Source organism: Acinetobacter sp. YH01007, from assembly GCF_013420425.1.
Lineage (GTDB): Bacteria > Pseudomonadota > Gammaproteobacteria > Pseudomonadales > Moraxellaceae > Acinetobacter > Acinetobacter towneri.
This window is the reverse complement of record NZ_VOYC01000032.1, coordinates 1-18,203: the sequence shown is the minus strand read 5'-3', so window position 1 is coordinate 18,203 and position 18,203 is coordinate 1. Positions and strand designations below refer to the sequence as shown.

General features: G+C 41.1%; 20 protein-coding genes and 1 pseudogene. 7 read left to right on the top strand and 14 right to left on the bottom strand.

All coding sequences use genetic code 11. From position 1 onward, the window contains the following. Nucleotides 1-202: 202 nt before the first annotated feature. The 5 genes from FTT74_RS13225 to rplM form a co-directional block, all read right to left on the bottom strand. On the bottom strand, nt 203-853 hold the full coding sequence (locus FTT74_RS13225; protein ID WP_179989161.1) for a hypothetical protein: 651 nt from the start codon (nt 851-853) through the stop codon (nt 203-205). A gap of 16 nt (nt 854-869) precedes the next feature. After that, a complete protein-coding gene (locus tag FTT74_RS13220) occupies nt 870-1,298 on the bottom strand; it encodes a ClpXP protease specificity-enhancing factor (RefSeq protein ID WP_004972487.1) in 429 nt (142 codons plus the stop codon). 10 nt (nt 1,299-1,308) lie between these two features. After that, nucleotides 1,309-1,962 (bottom strand): glutathione S-transferase N-terminal domain-containing protein, encoded by a 654-nt coding sequence (locus tag FTT74_RS13215; protein ID WP_096901581.1) that lies wholly within the window; start codon nt 1,960-1,962, stop codon nt 1,309-1,311. A 250-nt stretch (nt 1,963-2,212) separates the two neighbouring features. Further along, the gene (rpsI, locus tag FTT74_RS13210; RefSeq protein ID WP_004972483.1) at nt 2,213-2,599 is read right to left on the bottom strand and encodes a 30S ribosomal protein S9; all 387 of its coding nucleotides are present in this window, start codon (nt 2,597-2,599) and stop codon (nt 2,213-2,215) included. A 12-nt stretch (nt 2,600-2,611) separates the two neighbouring features. Beyond that, nucleotides 2,612-3,040, bottom strand: coding sequence for a 50S ribosomal protein L13 (rplM, locus tag FTT74_RS13205; protein WP_004909012.1), 429 nt, complete (start codon nt 3,038-3,040; stop codon nt 2,612-2,614). Between the two features lie 265 nt (nt 3,041-3,305). Between rplM and FTT74_RS13200 the strand changes: the two genes are divergently transcribed. From FTT74_RS13200 to FTT74_RS13185, 4 genes are all read left to right on the top strand, one after another. Continuing rightward, nucleotides 3,306-3,716: a hypothetical protein gene (locus FTT74_RS13200; protein WP_004972480.1), complete on the top strand. Its 411-nt coding sequence runs from the start codon at nt 3,306-3,308 to the stop codon at nt 3,714-3,716. 62 nt (nt 3,717-3,778) lie between these two features. Beyond that, nucleotides 3,779-4,747: a 4-hydroxythreonine-4-phosphate dehydrogenase PdxA gene (pdxA, locus tag FTT74_RS13195; protein ID WP_179989162.1), complete on the top strand. Its 969-nt coding sequence runs from the start codon at nt 3,779-3,781 to the stop codon at nt 4,745-4,747. Nucleotides 4,748-4,766: 19 nt separating this feature from the next. After that, a complete protein-coding gene (gene rsmA / locus FTT74_RS13190; protein WP_004972477.1) occupies nt 4,767-5,579 on the top strand; it encodes a 16S rRNA (adenine(1518)-N(6)/adenine(1519)-N(6))-dimethyltransferase RsmA in 813 nt (270 codons plus the stop codon). After that, on the top strand, nt 5,579-6,427 hold the full coding sequence (locus FTT74_RS13185) for a symmetrical bis(5'-nucleosyl)-tetraphosphatase (RefSeq protein WP_096901578.1): 849 nt from the start codon (nt 5,579-5,581) through the stop codon (nt 6,425-6,427). The genes rsmA and FTT74_RS13185 overlap by 1 nt, the downstream gene beginning before the upstream one ends. Nucleotides 6,428-6,510: 83 nt before the next feature. Here FTT74_RS13185 and FTT74_RS13180 read toward each other — a convergent pair whose 3' ends face one another. The 6 genes from FTT74_RS13180 to hflX form a co-directional block, all read right to left on the bottom strand. Further along, nucleotides 6,511-6,963 carry a DUF2147 domain-containing protein gene (locus tag FTT74_RS13180; RefSeq protein WP_004972473.1) on the bottom strand — a complete coding sequence of 151 codons (453 nt, stop codon included), beginning with the start codon at nt 6,961-6,963 and terminating at the stop codon, nt 6,511-6,513. A gap of 104 nt (nt 6,964-7,067) precedes the next feature. Then, on the bottom strand, nt 7,068-7,514 hold the full coding sequence (locus FTT74_RS13175; RefSeq protein ID WP_004972472.1) for a DUF2147 domain-containing protein: 447 nt from the start codon (nt 7,512-7,514) through the stop codon (nt 7,068-7,070). Between the two features lie 201 nt (nt 7,515-7,715). Continuing rightward, on the bottom strand, nt 7,716-8,162 hold the full coding sequence (locus tag FTT74_RS13170) for a DUF2147 domain-containing protein (RefSeq protein WP_104853073.1): 447 nt from the start codon (nt 8,160-8,162) through the stop codon (nt 7,716-7,718). An 86-nt stretch (nt 8,163-8,248) separates the two neighbouring features. Next, a complete protein-coding gene (locus tag FTT74_RS13165) occupies nt 8,249-8,923 on the bottom strand; it encodes an LrgB family protein (RefSeq protein WP_004972468.1) in 675 nt (224 codons plus the stop codon). A 9-nt stretch (nt 8,924-8,932) separates the two neighbouring features. After that, nucleotides 8,933-9,304: a hypothetical protein gene (locus FTT74_RS13160; RefSeq protein ID WP_004972466.1), complete on the bottom strand. Its 372-nt coding sequence runs from the start codon at nt 9,302-9,304 to the stop codon at nt 8,933-8,935. A 35-nt stretch (nt 9,305-9,339) separates the two neighbouring features. Then, nucleotides 9,340-10,680: a ribosome rescue GTPase HflX gene (gene hflX / locus FTT74_RS13155; RefSeq protein ID WP_167845795.1), complete on the bottom strand. Its 1,341-nt coding sequence runs from the start codon at nt 10,678-10,680 to the stop codon at nt 9,340-9,342. 292 nt (nt 10,681-10,972) lie between these two features. On the opposite strand from hflX, the gene FTT74_RS13150 reads away from it, so the two are divergent. Beyond that, a complete protein-coding gene (locus FTT74_RS13150; protein WP_096901584.1) occupies nt 10,973-11,791 on the top strand; it encodes a 1-acyl-sn-glycerol-3-phosphate acyltransferase in 819 nt (272 codons plus the stop codon). 97 nt (nt 11,792-11,888) lie between these two features. Here FTT74_RS13150 and FTT74_RS13145 read toward each other — a convergent pair whose 3' ends face one another. Further along, a complete protein-coding gene (locus tag FTT74_RS13145; protein ID WP_225530245.1) occupies nt 11,889-13,499 on the bottom strand; it encodes a phospholipase D family protein in 1,611 nt (536 codons plus the stop codon). A gap of 176 nt (nt 13,500-13,675) precedes the next feature. On the opposite strand from FTT74_RS13145, the gene FTT74_RS13140 reads away from it, so the two are divergent. After that, nucleotides 13,676-14,686 (top strand): metallophosphoesterase, encoded by a 1,011-nt coding sequence (locus FTT74_RS13140; protein WP_004972462.1) that lies wholly within the window; start codon nt 13,676-13,678, stop codon nt 14,684-14,686. 66 nt (nt 14,687-14,752) lie between these two features. Here the strand turns inward: FTT74_RS13140 and FTT74_RS13135 are convergent, their stop codons facing one another. Next, nucleotides 14,753-16,066: an MFS transporter gene (locus tag FTT74_RS13135; protein ID WP_004972461.1), complete on the bottom strand. Its 1,314-nt coding sequence runs from the start codon at nt 16,064-16,066 to the stop codon at nt 14,753-14,755. Between the two features lie 185 nt (nt 16,067-16,251). Next, on the bottom strand, nt 16,252-16,899 hold the full coding sequence (locus tag FTT74_RS13130) for a hemolysin III family protein (RefSeq protein WP_004972459.1): 648 nt from the start codon (nt 16,897-16,899) through the stop codon (nt 16,252-16,254). A gap of 107 nt (nt 16,900-17,006) precedes the next feature. Here FTT74_RS13130 and FTT74_RS13125 point away from each other — a divergent pair. Further along, nucleotides 17,007-18,095, top strand: a pseudogene (locus FTT74_RS13125) (SAM-dependent methyltransferase); the annotation flags it as partial. Nucleotides 18,096-18,203: the final 108 nt, after the last annotated feature.

Genomic DNA, 18,203 nt, shown 5'->3' with positions numbered 1-18,203 from the left:
AAACCTCTTCGCGCTGATGGTAGTGTGGGGTTACCCATGTGAGAGTAAGTCATCGCCAGCTCATTATTCAAAGCCCCCTTGACATAAACGTCAAGGGGGCTTTTTTATACGGAAAGGAAAATATTAAAAACTATAAAAAGTGAAGGCAAAATAAAACCATCAGATGATGATGGTTTTATTACGGCTTAGATAGAAGATTGATTTAAGCGAATAATTGAGTAACGGAACACCATAGAATTGCTAAAATCGCAATCGCAACGATAGGTTCTAGTACTTTAGACCAAGTGGGTACAATTGCTTCTACAAGCTCAATATTTTGATGATCATCGTGGGTATGTTGTTGTACCATTTGATTAAACTCCTTCATTGATGCCTCTAATGATAGCTCTTCTTGAGGAATTGGTTTAGAACCTTTTAACTCTATTAGATCGTTTGTTGACCAAACCCAATCATCCGCTTGACCAGATAAATGTTCAATTTGACCTAGCAATAATTCACCTAGACCTTTATGGCCAAAATTACCGGTTTGATCCAATTGCTTGAGCTCTGTGAGTTGTAAGGCTAAGACTTCACTAATATTCTGTTCAAGCTCAGTTTTGGAGAGAGGTGACTGATTGTGTGGAGATGTGGTGAGTCGACGTGCAATTTCCTGAATATATAATTCATCTTGATGATCAATTTCTTGATAAAGTTTTTGGTTGTCTTCTCGCCACAGACTGACCAGTTTGCCTAAGCTCAGCGCATTGATTTCTTGAATATATTGGTCGCGATCAACAGCATTATATTGTTTCAAAAGCGAGGGCTTTTGAAGTTTAATCTGCGCTGCAAAATATTGTACTAAATCAAAAGCCATTCACTACTCCATTGTTTTAATCTAATAATCTAAGGCTTGGTTTTTTCTTAGTTTGTTCGGTTTTTTCTTCAGTCTTTGATTCTAAAGCATCTTGATCATTTTGGATATGTGCATACTCACTTGGATCAAAGAATAAGCCTTGTCCATTCTCTCTTGCATAGATACCTACGACGGCATTCATAGGTACATATAAGTCGCGTGATACGCCACCAAAGCGTGCAGAGAAGGTGATTGCATCATTGCTCATGTGTAAGGCATGCACTGCATGTGGAACGATATTTAGGACAATCTGACCATCCTGAATAAATTGTTCAGGAACAAGCGTATTCGGCTGTGTAGCATCGACCAATAAATGTGGTGTGAGTTGGTTATCACAAATCCATTCATAAATTGCGCGGGCTAAATAAGGACGGGTTGGACTTAAATTGATTTCAGATTCAGACATAATATGCTCTTTAAGTATGAATTAAAAATTCTTGATAGCGATTTTTTTCTTGCAAAGTCATTGCTTGAGTGAAGGCAGGGCGTGAAAAAATCCGCTGACAATACAGGAAAATTGGACGACAGTGTTGTTGAGGTAATTCTATGCCCATGGCTTTTAGCCGTATAAATAAGGATGCCAGCATGCAATCTAAAATACTGAAATTTTCTGACATGAAATAAGGATAATGCTGAAATAATGGTGTCAGTGAAATGAGTGTATCACGTAATTTTTTTTGTGCAGCGCGCTGTGTTGTGTAATCTAAGCTATCAGGATGACGTAGCATCTGATCGGCAAGTTTGAACCAGTCTTGTTCAAAGCGCCAAATATATTGACGTTGTTCTGCACGTGGCATAGGTGCATCGGCATAAAGTTTATTTTGTCGATAACGATCATCCAGATATTCGGAAATAATCGCAGTATTAAAGAGTTTTAAATCGTTTTCTAGCAGCATTGGAAGTTGATTATACGGATTCAGGCTTGCGAGGTCTTCATCTTCATAATCGACCAAAATCAGTTGATATTTGATTTGTTTTTCGGCCAGAACGTAACGAATCCAATGTGAGCGAAAGTCGTCCGCATGACTGTAGAGGGTAATGCCTTGTAAGGGTGCGTTCTCGACTGACATAATCCGAAATAAAACCAAATGAATAGAATAGGATACTAAACTTAGCCACTAAAATCACCCAGCAAAGCTGATAAAAGTGTATGAGATATTTGTTGATTGGTTTTCAATTTTTGGACTGTATTGAATTTTGATTTTTGGTGTATGTGAATCCGAATTGTTTATCTGACTTAAAATGCTCAGCTCGTTGATTTGCATAAAAAAAAGCCTTGGAAAATCCAAGGCTTTTTTTGTGTCCGATTCGGTAAACGAATTAACGTTTAGAGAATTGTGGACGTTTACGAGCTTTACGTAAACCAAGTTTCTTACGTTCAACTTCACGAGCATCACGAGTAACGAAACCAGCTTGACGAAGAGCAGGTTTTAAAGTGTCGTCAGATGCGATCAATGCACGAGTAATACCGTGACGGATTGCACCAGCTTGACCACCAATACCACCACCAGCAACAGTGATGTAAAGGTCATATTTTTCAGTAGCTTCAAGAAGCTCTAATGGTTGACGTACGATCATACGAGCAGTTTCACGACCGAAATATTGCTCAAGAGTACGGTTGTTAATTACGAGTTTACCTGTACCAGCTGATAAGAAAACACGTGCAGTTGCGGTCTTACGGCGACCTGTACCATAGTTAGTAGCCATGTGCTGTATCCCTTAGATGTCCAAAACTTGTGGCTGTTGAGCTGTGTGAGGATGCTCAGCACCAGCGTACACTTTCATTTTCTTGATCATAGCATAACCAAGAGGACCTTTTGGCAACATGCCTTTTACAGCGCGTTGGAAGATTTCTTCTGGTTTGTGAGCAACTAATTTCTCGAAATTAGTTTCACGGATACCACCAGGGAAACCAGTGTGGCGATAGTATTTCTTGTCAAGTGATTTGTTACCAGTCACTTGAACTTGCTCAGCATTGATGACAACGATGTAGTCGCCAGTGTCAACGTGAGGAGTATAAGAAGTTTTGTGCTTACCGCGTAAACGACGAGCGATTTCTGTCGCAAGGCGACCTAGAGTTTTGCCAGAAGCATCAACAACGTACCAGTCGTGTTGAACTTCAGCTGGCTTAGCGCTGAGAGTTTTCATTAAACCACTACCTATTATAGTTGGTTTGGACTATGGAAGCTGTCCAAACAAAAAGGAGTCCGAATTCTACCTGAGAATGGGTAGAACTACAATGGAAAAGTCACATTTTAAGCGCTATATTTTATCAAGTTTGGTTATAAAAGCAAAATCACCTCTAGCGACCATTTAACGACAGTAAAAATCAGATATTGATCTTCTTTATCTAGTGCTGTTTTAGCTTTTTCTGTATGGTCGCAGCTAATAATAATGATGAGGACGGATCACTATGTCTGATGATTTAGAACGCGTCGCTACAACGACAAAAGCATTAACGACAGAAGCATTAAAGCCGAAACCAAATAAACTGCTAAAATTTATAGCAGGTTTTTTCATCACATTAATTGCTCTGTATGAACTGGCATTTTTGTTGGTAGGTGCAGCTTATGGTACTGATGTATTTGCTTTTATCTTAATCTATTCTGTATTTATGCACATCACCTTGCTCCCTTTTATGCTATATGGCATCGGTGGCTTCATCATGTTGAGTCTATCTGATCAAAACTATCGAGCAGTCACTCAACAAGCGCCCAAAATACTATTTATAGGTTTGTTGTTATGTATGGTCGTGATTGGCATTTCGGAATGGGCGCATCAGATGGGCATCTTAGATAGCCGATTTAGATTAGATTGGAGATAAAACAATTTTGCTCAGGATGGCGCTATAATTCAGCTACACCTAGCTATAGTGGATGAAGCTGCATGCGCCCTTTATATGTCACCAGTGGTGAACCTGCAGGTATTGGACCTGATATTTGTCTAAGTCTGGCAGCTCGACAAGATGAGCGTCCAATTGTGGTATTGGCAGATCATCAATTATTACAACAACGCACCGAAATTCTAAAGCAACAAGTCGAATTGATTGAATATTCAGGTCAGCAACAGCCTGCAGCGCTTGGGCAGTTATATGTTGAGCATGTGCCTTTGGCTGTAGATGTTGAGTTGGGGCATTTAAATGCACAAAATGCAGCTTACGTTTTGGAGCAATTACGTCGCTCAGCTTCTTATGCAATGACAGGTAAGAGTGTGGGCGTGGCGACAGCACCCGTGCAAAAATCTATTATTAATGAAGCTGGTATTTCTTTTAGTGGGCACACTGAATATTATCAGGAGTTTGCAGGTGTTGCGCGTGTGGTGATGATGTTAGCCACCAAAACCTTACGCGTTGCCTTGACGACCACGCATTTACCTTTACGTGCCGTGGCAGATGCCATTACCAAAACACGTTTAGAACAAGTAATTGATATTTTGCTGCACGATCTAAAAAGCAAGTTTAAAATTGAACATCCTAAAGTATTGGTCTGTGGTTTGAACCCACATGCGGGCGAAGATGGGTATTTAGGCATGGAAGAAATTGAGGTGATTAATCCTGTGCTGCAAAATTACCGTAATCGCGGTGAAAATCTCAGTTTAAGTTTACCTGCAGATACTTTATTTACCCCAGAAAATTTAAAAGATGCCGATGCAGTTTTAGCGATGTATCACGATCAGGGTTTACCTGTGTTAAAATCTCAGGGCTTTGGTGAAGCAATCAATATTACTTTAGGCTTACCGTTTATTCGCACTTCAGTCGATCACGGCACAGCGCTCTCCCTCGCAGGTACGGGACTTGCGAAAAGTTCTAGCTTGCATGTTGCTGTCGATTTAGCGCTGGATTTAGCACGTTCATAATTTCAGCTTGGAAATCTTTATGTATCAAATTAATGCCCTAAACCCAAAAGATGAAGGGCATCAGGCTCGTAAACGCTTTGGTCAAAACTTTTTGCATGATCAACGCGTGATTGCCAAAATTGTCCGCTCAGTGAACCCACGTCCAGGCGATAATATTGTCGAGATTGGACCGGGTTTAGCGGCATTGACCTCACCTTTAATTGGTGAGTGTGATGCTTTGACTGTAGTGGAATTAGACCGTGATTTGGCCGCAGGCTTACCGGGACGTGTGCCACATCCTGAGCGTTTAACTATTGTAGAAAGTGATGCGCTGAAATATGACTTTACCGAGTTATTTCAGGAAGGGCGCCCGCTACGTGTGGTTGGAAACTTGCCGTATAACATTTCGACGCCGCTTTTGTTTCATCTCTTAGAGTTTGGTGACAAAGTTAAAGACATGCACTTTATGCTGCAAAAAGAAGTGGTAGATCGTATCACGGCTGAACCGAATACCAAAGAATATGGGCGTTTATCGGTGATGATGCAGTATTACTGTAAGCCAACCTTCTTGTTTGAAGTACCGCCTGGCGCATTTAATCCACCGCCTAAAGTGACTTCTGCAGTATTCCGTTTAGAGCCTTATGTGACTAAACCGATTATTGCCAAAGATGAAAAAGCATTGGCACGTTTGGTGGCGCATGTATTTACCCAACGTCGTAAAACATTGCGCAATAGCTTAAAAGGCATGTTGGCTGAAGATGCGTTTGAACGTGCAGGGGTAGACCCAATGGCACGTCCTGAAACTTTAAGTTTGAGTGCATTTGTCGCATTGGCAGATCAGATGGTGAATTAATGGCAGCAATTCGATACAACTATGTCATTGGTGATGTGCAGGGCTGCTTTGAAGCCTTAAAACTGTTATTAAAAGAAATACAGTTCGATCCCGATCAAGATTTTATTTGGTTTGCAGGCGATTTAGTCGCGCGGGGTGAAAACTCGGTAGGTGCTTTGCGTTTTATTAAAAAACTGGTAGATCGTGGCGTTGCAGCAACGGTGTTAGGCAATCACGATTTAACCTTGTTGGCAGGCGCACGTGGCTTAAAGAAAATCAAAGCACAAGACAACACTCGTGATGTGATTGATGCAATTGACAGTGATGATTTGATTGATTGGTTGCGTAAACAACCATTGTGTCTTTTTCCTAATGAAAACACCATTTTAACTCATGCAGGTATTCCACATATTTGGAATGCGGAACAAACCGCAGCTTTGGCAAAAGAAGTTGAGGCGGTGATTGGGCATGAGGACTTTGAGGTGGTGGATGCATTCTTAAAGGAAATGTATGGGGCAGAACCTGCAGTTTGGTCGGATGATTTAGAGGGGCATGCGCGTTTACGTTGTATTACCAACTATTTGACCCGTATGCGTTTAGCCAATGCACAGGGTGGTTTGGAATTCAGCTTTAAAGATGCCTTAGATGATCCGATGCCAGAAGGTTTTAAACCGTGGTTTGAATATCCATCTTTAGCTGCGCAAACACATCAAATCGTATTTGGTCATTGGGCAGCATTGCAGGGACAAACGGTAGCCGACAATATTCAAAATGTGGATGGCGGTTGTGTGTGGGGCAATCAGCTTGTGGCTTATCGTTTGGAAGATCAGCAATTGTTTGCAGTGGATAATCCGCTGGCAGAATGGTAATAACATTCATCTTTAAAATTTAAAAATGTGATGATGAAATGAAAATAGCCACCTATTGAGGTGGCTATTTTTTATCTTGAATTTTATTGAATTCGAATCCAAGTTTGACTGCGACCTAGTGTAGATACACCCATATAAGCACGTAAAGTTAAACGTTTACCTGTTGAGTTGAGGCGAATTTTTGCATCGTAAATACGACCTGCCAATGGATCAATTACGCGTCCTTTTTCGTAATTGTTGCTGTTTTTGACTTGTTGTAAGCCTTTTAAAATATCCATCCCTAAAATAGGTTGGTCGGTATAAGGCGCAGGGCATTTATTACAAAGTTCACGTGGGGTATAACCCGGACGCGGGGTTACTTTCACAATTTTACCCGTATAGGTTTGATTGGCTTCTTTACGAATTTCGATGACAGCTTTGGGTGAGCCTGTTTTATCATCAATTTGTTGCCAAGTTCCTGCTAAATCTTGTGCCATCGCCAAAGTGCTTAGACTGCCGAAGATGACGGCTATTCCTAAAGCCAATTTCTGAATCATTTTATTTCCCTTACTCGGTCTTTGCGGCTAGTCTAATCTGTGAATTAACGGACACAAAGTCCCGAGTATCCAGAAAAAATGACCGATGAGACACAATTACTCGCTTATTGTTGGCGAATCCACGTTTGTGTCCGACCAATGGCTGAAATTCCGACGTAACCACGTAAAGTGAGACGTTTATTATTAGATGCTAAACGACCTTTCAGGCTATACATTTTGCCTGTAAGTGGATCTAAAATACGCCCATCGGCATAGTTGTTATTTTCCACATGCTTTAAGCCACTAATAATTTCCAAACCGACCAAAGGTTTGTTGGTATAAGGTGCAGGGCAATTCACACACATAGTTTTTGGGGTATAGCCCGGTCTTGGTGTGACTTTGATAATTTTACCAGTAAAGCTGCCATTTTCAGCTTGGGTAATTTCAATCAGGGCTTTGGGTGAACCTGTTTTGTCATCAATACTTTGCCAGATACCTGTTAGGTCTGCAGCAAATGCTGAACCACTGAAGATTAAGCTTGCAAATACACCCATCAATACATTTTTCTTCATATCAGTTCCTTTGATTGTCGAAAGTTATTACAGAGGTTAATTCAAGATATAAAGCGAGTTGTGGTAAGAGTCAAGAGATTTGAGGAAATTTTTAATCTTAAACTTGCAGGGAAAATGCTGGAAAAGATGTGAAAAATGCCACGAACGTGTGGCATTTTAAGTGAAAAGTGAATTAATTAAGTTGATGGAATAACTTATAAATTAATCACTTTTAATCCAAGTTTGGCTGCGACCTAAAGCCGATACACCGACATAACCGCGCATGGTCAAACGCTTACCATTATTGCTCAATTTGGCTTTGGTGCTGTAAATATTGCCGCTTAAAGGGTCAATAATTTTCCCGCCTGTGAAATTGGAATTACCTGTATATTTTAAGCCAGTGAGTACATCCATACCTAAAATCGGTTGGTTGGTATAAGGCGCAGGGCAGTTGACACAGGTTTCTCTTGGTGTGTAACCTGGGCGTGGCGTCACTTTAACGATTTTAGCGGTATAGCTACCATTGCTTTCCTGACGAATTTCTAAAATGGCTTTAGATGAACCCGTTTTATCGTCAATGTTTTTCCAAGTTCCTGTAATATCTTGAGCCAGCGCAAAACTACCTAAGGCTGAGCAGATTAAGGCAACGGTGAGTTTCATCTTGACCATGTTCAATGTTCCTTCATTTCGCAAACTGGATATTTCATAATAAAAAGAAAGTGAAATGGTCACAATCTTTAAAAGTGATTGCTCAGTCACATTCTTTGTAAATACAGTATAAATGTTGGCAGCCAAACTGCGGTAAAGACTGCATTGACTGCCATGCCAAAGGCAGCATAACGTCCTGCAACACTGCCACGTTGCCATGCTTGAGCAGTACCAATGGCATGTGCAGCTAAGCCAAGTGCCAAACCTGAAGCACGTTCATCATTGATATGCCTTAAAATAAGTGGTGAAAAAGCAGCACCCACGACACCTGATAAAATCACAATTAATACTGCCAATTGAATCGGTGCTTCTAATAAGGTTGCGATATTAATCGCAATCGGCGTGGTCACTGCACGGGTGGCAAATGCCATAATATCGGCACTGGACATATGTAGCGCATAAGCAAGCCCCATCGGCAGCGCCACAGCACTAAGACTGGCAAAGAACAAAATACCTAAAATCGCTTTGAGGGGTAAATCGTCATAACGCATGGCTGCTAGAGGAATGGCGAGTGCAACTGTCACATAGCCCAATAATTGATTAAACAAAGGGTTGGTTTGTGCGACGTAAGTTTCGTATGGAATCCCGAAAAAATACAACAGTAGCAACACAAAACACATGCCAAAGACAATCACAGGGATTTGCGGGACTTTTTGGTTGCAAGGTTTTGCCAGTAAATATGCAACGAGAGTGATTAAAAAACCATATAGAATTGACAGCATTTTAATCTCCTAAAGCCAGCGTTTTGCCATTTTGGCATACAGCCAAAGCGGGATCAGCGTACTGATAAACAACACAATTAAGAAGATTGGAATTTGTTTGCCCATGTGCGTGAGCATAATTAATGAACCCGCGCTGATGGGTAAAAAGGCAAAGGCACTTTCTTTCATGATTTTGTTGTTGGTATCGACCAGACGAGCAGGAATTTTACTGAGTTTGCGCCATGTAAATAATACCGCCAGTAGGCTGAGCAAACCGACTAAATTGCCTAATTCTGGGTGATTAAATTGGGTCATGATCCATACAGAGGCTTCACGAAACACAATAATCAAAAGGAGTGTGCCGATCCATGCTGGCCAATCGATATGTTTTATCCTGCTCATTTTTGATCTTTCATTAAAATTTTACTTATCACGTTTTAACCGATCTGATCGTCAATTTCAAATGCTTCAAGCGGACGTTTAAATTGTTCTGCCTGTGCACCTAAAATTTCGTCTATCGGTAAATGTGCCTGTTTAATCAGTTGTTCCAGTTTATGTGGTGCCATGCTGACTTGTAGATGTAATTGACCTTCATCATCGTACTGTTCTGCCTGAATGACATTGAGCGCATACAGTTGATTGCGCAGTTTGCCATAAGCAGGTTGTAATTTAAGATCAAACTTTTGAATTTGCCCCATCAAACATTCATGTACGGCTTGTTTTAACAAGTCTAAACCTTGCCCTGAATGTGCCGATACATAGACACGGTCAGGTTGATGCGGTTTTTCATAGATAATTTTGGCTGTTTCGCCTGAGACATCAATTTTATTGTAAACCCGCAAAATAGGTACATCTGCGCCAATTTCTTTTAGCACACCTTCGACTGCTTCAATTTGTTCCAACACATCGGGGCTGCTTGAATCAATCACATGCAGCAATAAACTGGCTTCTAAGGTTTCTTCCAAAGTTGCTTTAAAAGATTCCACCAAAGAGTGAGATAGGTTTCTTACAAAGCCAACGGTGTCGGCCAATACCAGACGTCCGATGCCATCCCATTCTAAACGCCGTAAAGTAGGGTCAAGCGTAGCAAACAGTTGGTCAGCAGCATAGACATCACTTTGCGCCAAAATATTAAATAAGGTCGATTTGCCTGCGTTGGTATAACCGACCAATGAAACGGTAGGAATGGCGGCTTTTTGCCGAGCCACACGACCTTGTGCACGGGTTTGACGGACTTTATCGAGTTTGGTTTTTAGTTGTCCCATGCGAATACGCAATAAGCGTCGGTCAGTTTCAAGCAAGGTTTCCCCAGGACCACGTAAGCCGATACCGCCTTTTTGACTGTCTAAGTTGCTGCGACTACGCACCAAACGTGAAGATAAATGTTGTAATTGTGCCAATTCGACCTGTAATTTACCTTCGTAAGTGCGGGCGCGTTGAGCAAAAATATCTAAAATGAGTTCGGTACGGTCAACCACACGGCATTGCATCACTTTTTCTAAATTACGTGCCTGTGCAGGACTGAGTGCATGATCAAAAATGACCAAATTGGCGTCGTGTTCTTTGACCAATGCGGCAATTTCTTCGGCTTTGCCTGAGCCAATAAAGAGTTTGGCATCGGGTTTACTACGTTGAGTGTGGACGTGTTGTAAAACTTCTGCACCCGCAGATTCAGCCAAGAGCTGAAATTCTTCGGCATCTAGGTCTTCTAAAATTTGGACAGCGACACTGACCAGTACAACACGCTCGCCATCTTGAGGTGGCACAAAATTTTCCACTCAGCGCAATCTCCATGCTAAAGCTATATTCTAGTAGAAAAAATGTTTGTGCAGGGAAATAGATGATTGGATTTTTCCTGCGCCCTGATTTGATGCTATATCAACGTATGTAAACTCAATTATAAGGATGACCCCAATATAGAATTTATCTATTTAGATTTTGCCAAAAGTCGCATGTTTGCATGCAGGTTTCGGTTTTTATTATCAATGCAAGTTCAGATTGAACAGTATAGAATGAGCAAAATATAGACCTTTATACGTTGTTTTGCGTTTAACAATTAGTGATGACCCTATGAACCCAGCTGTTGAAACTCACACATCTCCAATTCATGGTTTTGCAAAGCTTGCTTTGTATAGCAAAAAAGTTCTGGCAACGGCTGGCGCGATTGGTGAAGGGTTTTATTTGGTCTATCGTCATCAATTGTATAAAGACACCAACAACCCGAACAATACGCGCTATGTGCAATATTTTTGCCGTCAATTGTGCAAAGTTTTTAATATTGAAGTGCAAATTCATGGTGAAATTCCGCATGACCCTGCGCTATGGGTCAGTAATCATATTTCGTGGTTAGATGTAGCGGTATTGGGTTCTAGTGCGCGGGTATTTTTTCTGGCCAAAGCTGAAATTGAAAAATGGCCGTTATTGGGTAAGTTAGCCAAAGGTGGGGGGACGCTATTTATTAAGCGTGGCTCTGGCGATTCAGTCAAAATTCGTGAACAAATCACGCAATTTTTAAAACAAGATATTCCTGTATTATTTTTTCCTGAAGCGACCACGTCAGATGGAAGCAAAATTAAAAAAGTGCATGGTCGTATTTTAGGGGCAGCAATTGAAGCCAAACGACCTGTGCAAATTTGTCTGATTTGTTATGTGAATCAGCAAGGTGAGTTAGATACTGTTGCGCCGTTTATTAATGACATGACCTTTGTTGATCATGTGAAAGATGTTTTGGAAATGCCGAAAGTGACAGCGCATTTAATGGCGTTACCTGCAATTGTGGTAGAAGGGCACGATATTGAATCTTTAACTGCTGTGGTACAGGAACGCATGACAGAAGGTTTGGCTGAGTTGCATCGTCAGGTATTAAAACCACAAGTGCTGACATCATAAAACATGCTTAGGCGCATCTTCATGTTAAAGATAGCCTAAGCACATCACATTTTTTTAAGAATAATGGTCATCATCCAACAGCTTCAATATTATGTTGCTACATAAAGCCTTCAATTGGCAGCCATGAGGTAATTTTCATTGCCGCACGTTGATACCATTTCATCCCTGGTTCTTTTTTTAGAATTTGAGTTTCGCCTTGTGGATTTTTCATCTGCCATTGAATGTTTTGTTGCGCATCTAAAACCAGTTTATAAGCATATTTGGATAAATTGACATCCATGGTCTGGTGAACTGCGCGAGCCAATGGTGGACTATTTAAAATTACTCCAATTTCAGTATTTAAATATGCCGAGCGTGGGTCAAAATTAAACGAACCAATAAATACCTGTTTTTCATCCAATGCCATGAGTTTGGCATGTAAACTAGAACGGCTTAAACCTTTCATACTGACTTTGGCTTTTTTGGAAATTTCGTGCGTATGTGTGTTTAGGTTTTCCATTTCAGGTCGCGCCAAAAACTCATACAGCTGCACGTTATTTGCCAATAAATCTTCTCGATATTTGGCGTAAAAAGCATGCACCACAGGAACATCGTTGGCTTTAAAGGAGTTGGTCAGTACGCGTACCTGAACGCCATCATCCGCCAAGTCTTTTAGTTTTTCTGCCCCCGATTGTTCAGGGACAAAATACGCAGAAATAATATCGACACTACTGCTTGGCTTCTCTAAATGCGTCAGCAATTGAAAGTTGAGATGTTCTTCTTTTGAGGCGCGGTCTTTAATTTTACTCGGCGCATCTTTGACCACTTCAGCACTGACCCAATCGAACTTAATACTACGCGTCATCCACTGTTCAATCGCTTTAGAACGAGTCACCAAATCTAAATAATTTTGTACGGTGGCTTCTTGATCGTGCTGTTCTAATTGCTGTTTTAAGCTTTCATAACGCAAGGTGTAATGTTGTGGATTGACCAATTGCTTGACTGAATAAGCATAGTCATCATTCCAGTATTCATCAAAAGAGTGAATAATTTCATCCGAAGCCGAGCCGACTAACATCACATCGACATCAGAAAATTGATAATTGTCGCTGACGTTATAGTATTGATTGCTCATATTGCGCCCACCAATCAGAGAAATTTGGTTATCGGCAATAAAGCTTTTGTTGTGCATACGACGGTTAATACGCTTCAAATCCAAAATCATGTCCATGGCACGATAATGTCGAAAGCGATATGGATTATACAGTTTGATGTCGATGTTGACGTGTTGATCGAGCGCGAGATAAATGCCTTCCATTTTTTTGGCATTGTTATCATCGACCAATAAGCGGACTTTCACCCCACGATCTGCCGCACGAATAATGGCGTGTAGTGCAAGCGCGCCAATTTTATCGTTATCCCAAATATAATATTGTAAATCTAAAGATTTTTCTGCTTTATTAATCAGATAGATACGTGCTGCTAGGGCTTCGAGCGGATCATACAGGACATGATAACCCGTAAGCTGCGGATATTTTTCGCGTAGCGGCAGTACAATTTTGGCCAAACTGGTTTGATCGGTTGGGGTTTCAAACGCCATCTGGATCGGATGTTCAATTTGTTTGGGCAGCGTGCTACAGCCTGAGAGTGTCAAAACGAAGGCGCAACTCAGCCACAAGACGTTGTGCCGAATATTTTGAAATGGAGCGGATGAGCTGCGGTTTGCCAAATTAAATTCCTTTTTAGCACGAGGAGCAAATAAGTTAAAAATAGGGTTTGAGTATAATTGTCAGCTATGAAAAGATAAATATGACAATACAGATATATGACGTGTGTGGGTTAAATGCGACATCTGGGTTTAGCGCAGCATTGAATAGCAGAAGTATGAAGTAATAGAGAATAAATATGTGGGATAACGATTCAGTCGTGTTGTATTTCTATATGGGTATGGCAATTTTGGCGCTGTGGGCAGTTTCGCAAGCATGGCGCAGTCAGGCCAATACAGAAACCATTCACCCGTTTAAGGCCTTTGTGCATTTGTTGGCATTTTATTTGTCTTACCTGTTGCCGCCTTTGGTTTTTTTTAGTGTCTATGCGGGTATTCAGGGCTATTACTCCATCCACGAAGCGATTTTTGTATTTTTAGTCAGTGCTGTGTTGAGCTATGCGCGTTTTATTGAACCGCATTTGATTCAAGTCAAAACTACCAAATATCAAATTCATGCAGATCGCCGTTTATTAAAGCCTGTCAAAATTGCTTTAATTGCAGATTTACATATTGGCTTGTTTTCTGGGCATGAGCGTCAATTGAAGCAAATTGTGAAAAAACTCAATTTGCAAAACCCCGATATTGTCGTTGTAGCAGGCGACTGGACTTATGAGCCTGAAAATAAATTGGTCGAAGAATTGGCGGTATTAAAAGAAATTTGTGCGCCTGTATATTCGGTAAATGGTAATCATGATGAGCAGTATCCTGGCCCGCCCATTCAAGAGCTGTTAAAAACGGCTTTAGAACAAAATAACGTGATTGATATTGAAGGTAGAATTGTCGAGTTTGATGAGTTTCGTTTGCTCGGTATTGGCGATTTATGGGCAGGTAAAACCGACATGCGCTATATGCCCGATTTACCTCAGGATAAGCCGTGGGTGTTGTTATCACATAACCCCGATACAGTGGATATGGTGCCAAAATTGCCGACACGTCCGTTGATGTTGGCAGGACATACCCATGGTGGGCAGGTTGAACTGCCGTGGCTGACCGATTATGTGATGAAAAAAGTATCTATTTTAGGGCATAAAAAGGGGTTATATCGCCATGATCATGCCGATGTATTTGTGACTGTAGGGACAGGAATGGTCGGTGTTCCTTTTCGTTTTGGTGTGCCGCCCACGATTGATATTATTGAATTATTGTAAGCACCGTCACCATCGCCTACATGAAAAAAACCAGCCGAGGCTGGTTTTTTGATGCAATTTTTGCGCTTAAATTTGATTGTTTACATCATCATGCTTGGTTTCTCGAATCATTAAAAATGCGATTAAAGACAAGATGGATGCTGCACTTAAATAATAACCAACTGCAGCCAAGCCATAAGTGGTGGCAAGTTTGGTGGCAATGAGTGGGGCAAACGATGCGCCAAAAATACCCGCCAAGTTAAAGGTGAGTGCGGAGCCTGTATAGCGTACAGATGTTGGGAAAATTTCAGACAATACTGTACCAATGGGCCCGTAAGTAAGTCCCATAATTGCCAAGCCAATACACAGGAAAATAAATACAATCCACGTGCTGCCTGAAGCAAGCATGTCGGCAAAAAATAAGCCAAAAATTGCAGAGATGATGCACACTGCGATAGAGGTGGTTTTACGTCCAAATTTTTCGGCTAAAACGGCTGAGAGGGGAATAAAAGCAGCAAAACACAATGTGGCTAGTAGTTGAAGTTTTAAGAATTCTTCACGTGAATAACCCAGTTGTTTGGTGCCCCATTGCAAGGCAAATACCGTAGTCAGATAAAACACCACAAAGGTACAAATTGCAGCGATTGTACCGAGCACTAACATTTTAGCGTGTTTTTTAAAGACCTGAATAAATGGCACATTGACTTCTTTTTGTTTATTCAACACTTTTTGGAAGGCAGGCGTTTCATGCAGTTTTAAGCGAATCCATAAACCGACAATCACCAATAAGGCACTCGAAATAAACGGGATGCGCCAGCCCCATGTCATAAAGTCTTGCTCAGACATCAGCGCACCTAAAATAAGGAATGAACCTGTGGCAAGAATAAAACCAATCGGAGCGCCCAATTGTGGGAACATGCCATACCAAGCACGTTTACCTTCAGGGGCATTTTCTGTGGCTAACAGTACTGCTCCCGACCATTCACCGCCCAAGCCTAAACCTTGCCCTAAGCGACACAACGCCAACAGTAATGGCGCGATAATCCCAATTTGTGCATACGTCGGCAGTAAACCAATACAGACTGTAGAAATTCCCATGGTCAATAATGCCGCGACCAAAGTGGCTTTGCGTCCAATCCGATCTCCTAAATGTCCAAATAAAGCTGCGCCAATTGGACGGGCGATAAAGGCAATTGCAAAGGTGGCGAGAGATTGAATGGTTGCCGTCATTGGGTCAGTACTGGTCGGAAAGAACAGATACGGGAAAATAATGACTGCCGCAGTGGCGTAGATATAAAAGTCAAAAAACTCGATGGTGGTACCGACCAAGCTTGCAGTCAGTACTCGAAATTTAGAATTTTGAGTCGGCTGTTCAGCGGCAGCAGTAGATGAAGATGCCATACAGGACCTTATGTAAAGTGAATTTTAAATGAAAGTGCAATTTGGCACAGACCGCACTGGCAGAAAAATAGTAGATACTTCTTGTAGTTATACTTTTTTGAACAAGAAGTCGGTTACAAAACTGCATCCATGAACACCATTCAAATCTGATCGTTTTATCTGTAAGACATGAGCGATATTCAGCGTTAAATCACATACAGATAAATTGCCAGAAAGTGTGCGCCTGCACCAATTAGGACAAATACATGCCAAATTGCGTGGGTATATCTTACGCGTTTTAAGGCATAAAACAATGCACCCACGGTGTAGGCAATGCCGCCAATTAGCAAAAAGGTCAGGGCTTGGCTGCTTAAATAGGCTTGCATATCGTCCATGACCAGAACGGCTAACCAACCCATCACCAAGTAGGCAATTAAAGAAATTTTATGAAAACGGTTGATAAATACCAGTTTAAATAGGGTGCCAATCAGGGCAATAATCCACAGGGCAATTAACAAATATTGTGCTTTTTGAGTAGGAATCGCGATGGATAAAAATGGGGTATAAGTCCCTGCAATTAAATAATAAATTGCGGTGTGATCTAACTTTTTATAAAAATAACGACGGTCTGCTGCGGTTGCCATGTGATACAGCATTGAAGCAGAAAAAAGCAGTACCATGCTTATTGCATAGGCCCACAAACCTAGCCATTGTCCCGTACTTAAATACGCACCTTTAATGATTAAAAGAATACCTGCAATAAATGCCAAAGCCGCACCAACACCATGGCTCAGATAGTTAATCCGTTCTTCTTGCAGGTCATAATCAGGCACTAAAGGGGCATTTAATTTCATGGCGAATCTGCTTTAATTTCTTTAATTATACAACTGTATCGTAATTCAATTTTGCTTTTAGGGTAATAACAATTAAACTTGAATTGTAATTTTTTCAGGTTTTTATTATGTCGACTTTGGCTTCTCCCTCTGTGCAGGAACAACAATTCTTAGAGGCTTTTCAGCAAGCCATTGATACACAAAAGCTTGATCGTGTGGTGCTGAGTCAATATAAAGGCGAACTGGAACAATTAGAAAAAATCACCTTACGGGTGATTCAGCTAAATCAAGACACCGTTTTAACTTGTTTGTATCGCCATAAAACGCAGGATATCACCAAAAACTATCCTTTGGCAGAAGCACAGATACAATTGAGTCACTTATTGGCAGATTGTAAACAGGCCAATTTATTTACGACAGATCAGGAAATTCAGCTAAAAAAGAACAAAAAGAAAGCCATGCTCAGCATTAGTAAAACAGCACCGACTATAGCGAAACCGAAAGAACCGCAAGGACATGACCGAGAAAAGCAGCGTTATGTCGATCAATCCAGCCCATTTTTACAACACTTGGGGATTAGCGATGCCAAAGCGCAAATTATTCCGAGCATGGCGCGTAAATGGAAACAGATTAATAAATTCATTGAAATTTTTTCGGGGGCTTTGGCGCAAATCAAAATTTCGGAAAATACTGTGCGCGTGGTGGATTTTGGCTCAGGCAAAGGCTATTTAACTTTTGCGTTATATGACTATTTGCAAAAGCAGCAATTTCTTCCTTTTGTGACTGGGGTGGAACTAAACTCGAAAATGGTTGAGTTTTGTCAGTCGGTGGCGAGTGCTTCAGACTTTCAGCAGCTAGATTTTTTTCAGGGCGATGTGCGCACCTATCAGCCAGAACATTTAGATGTAATGATTGCTTTGCATGCCTGTGATGTCGCCACCGATTTTGCAATTCATACTGGTATTCGCCTGAATGCACAAATGATTATGTGCGCGCCGTGTTGCCATAAAGAGTTGCGTCCACAATTACAAAGCCCAAGCGTGTTGCAACCGATGCTGCAATTTGGCATTCATGCAGGGCAACAGGCGGAAATGTTAACCGATACCATCCGCGCTTTATTGCTCAAAGCCTATGGTTATGACACCAAAGTTTTTGAGTTTGTCGCTTTAGAACACACCAGTAAAAACAAAATGATTTTGGTAGTGTACAAAAACAACGTGTTTTAATTTAGAATAGACGTGAAAATGTCTGAGCAATAGACCTTTAACATGATCATAGAAACGACAACTTATGTCTGCACCCGTTGCCAATCACCCAATATCCAT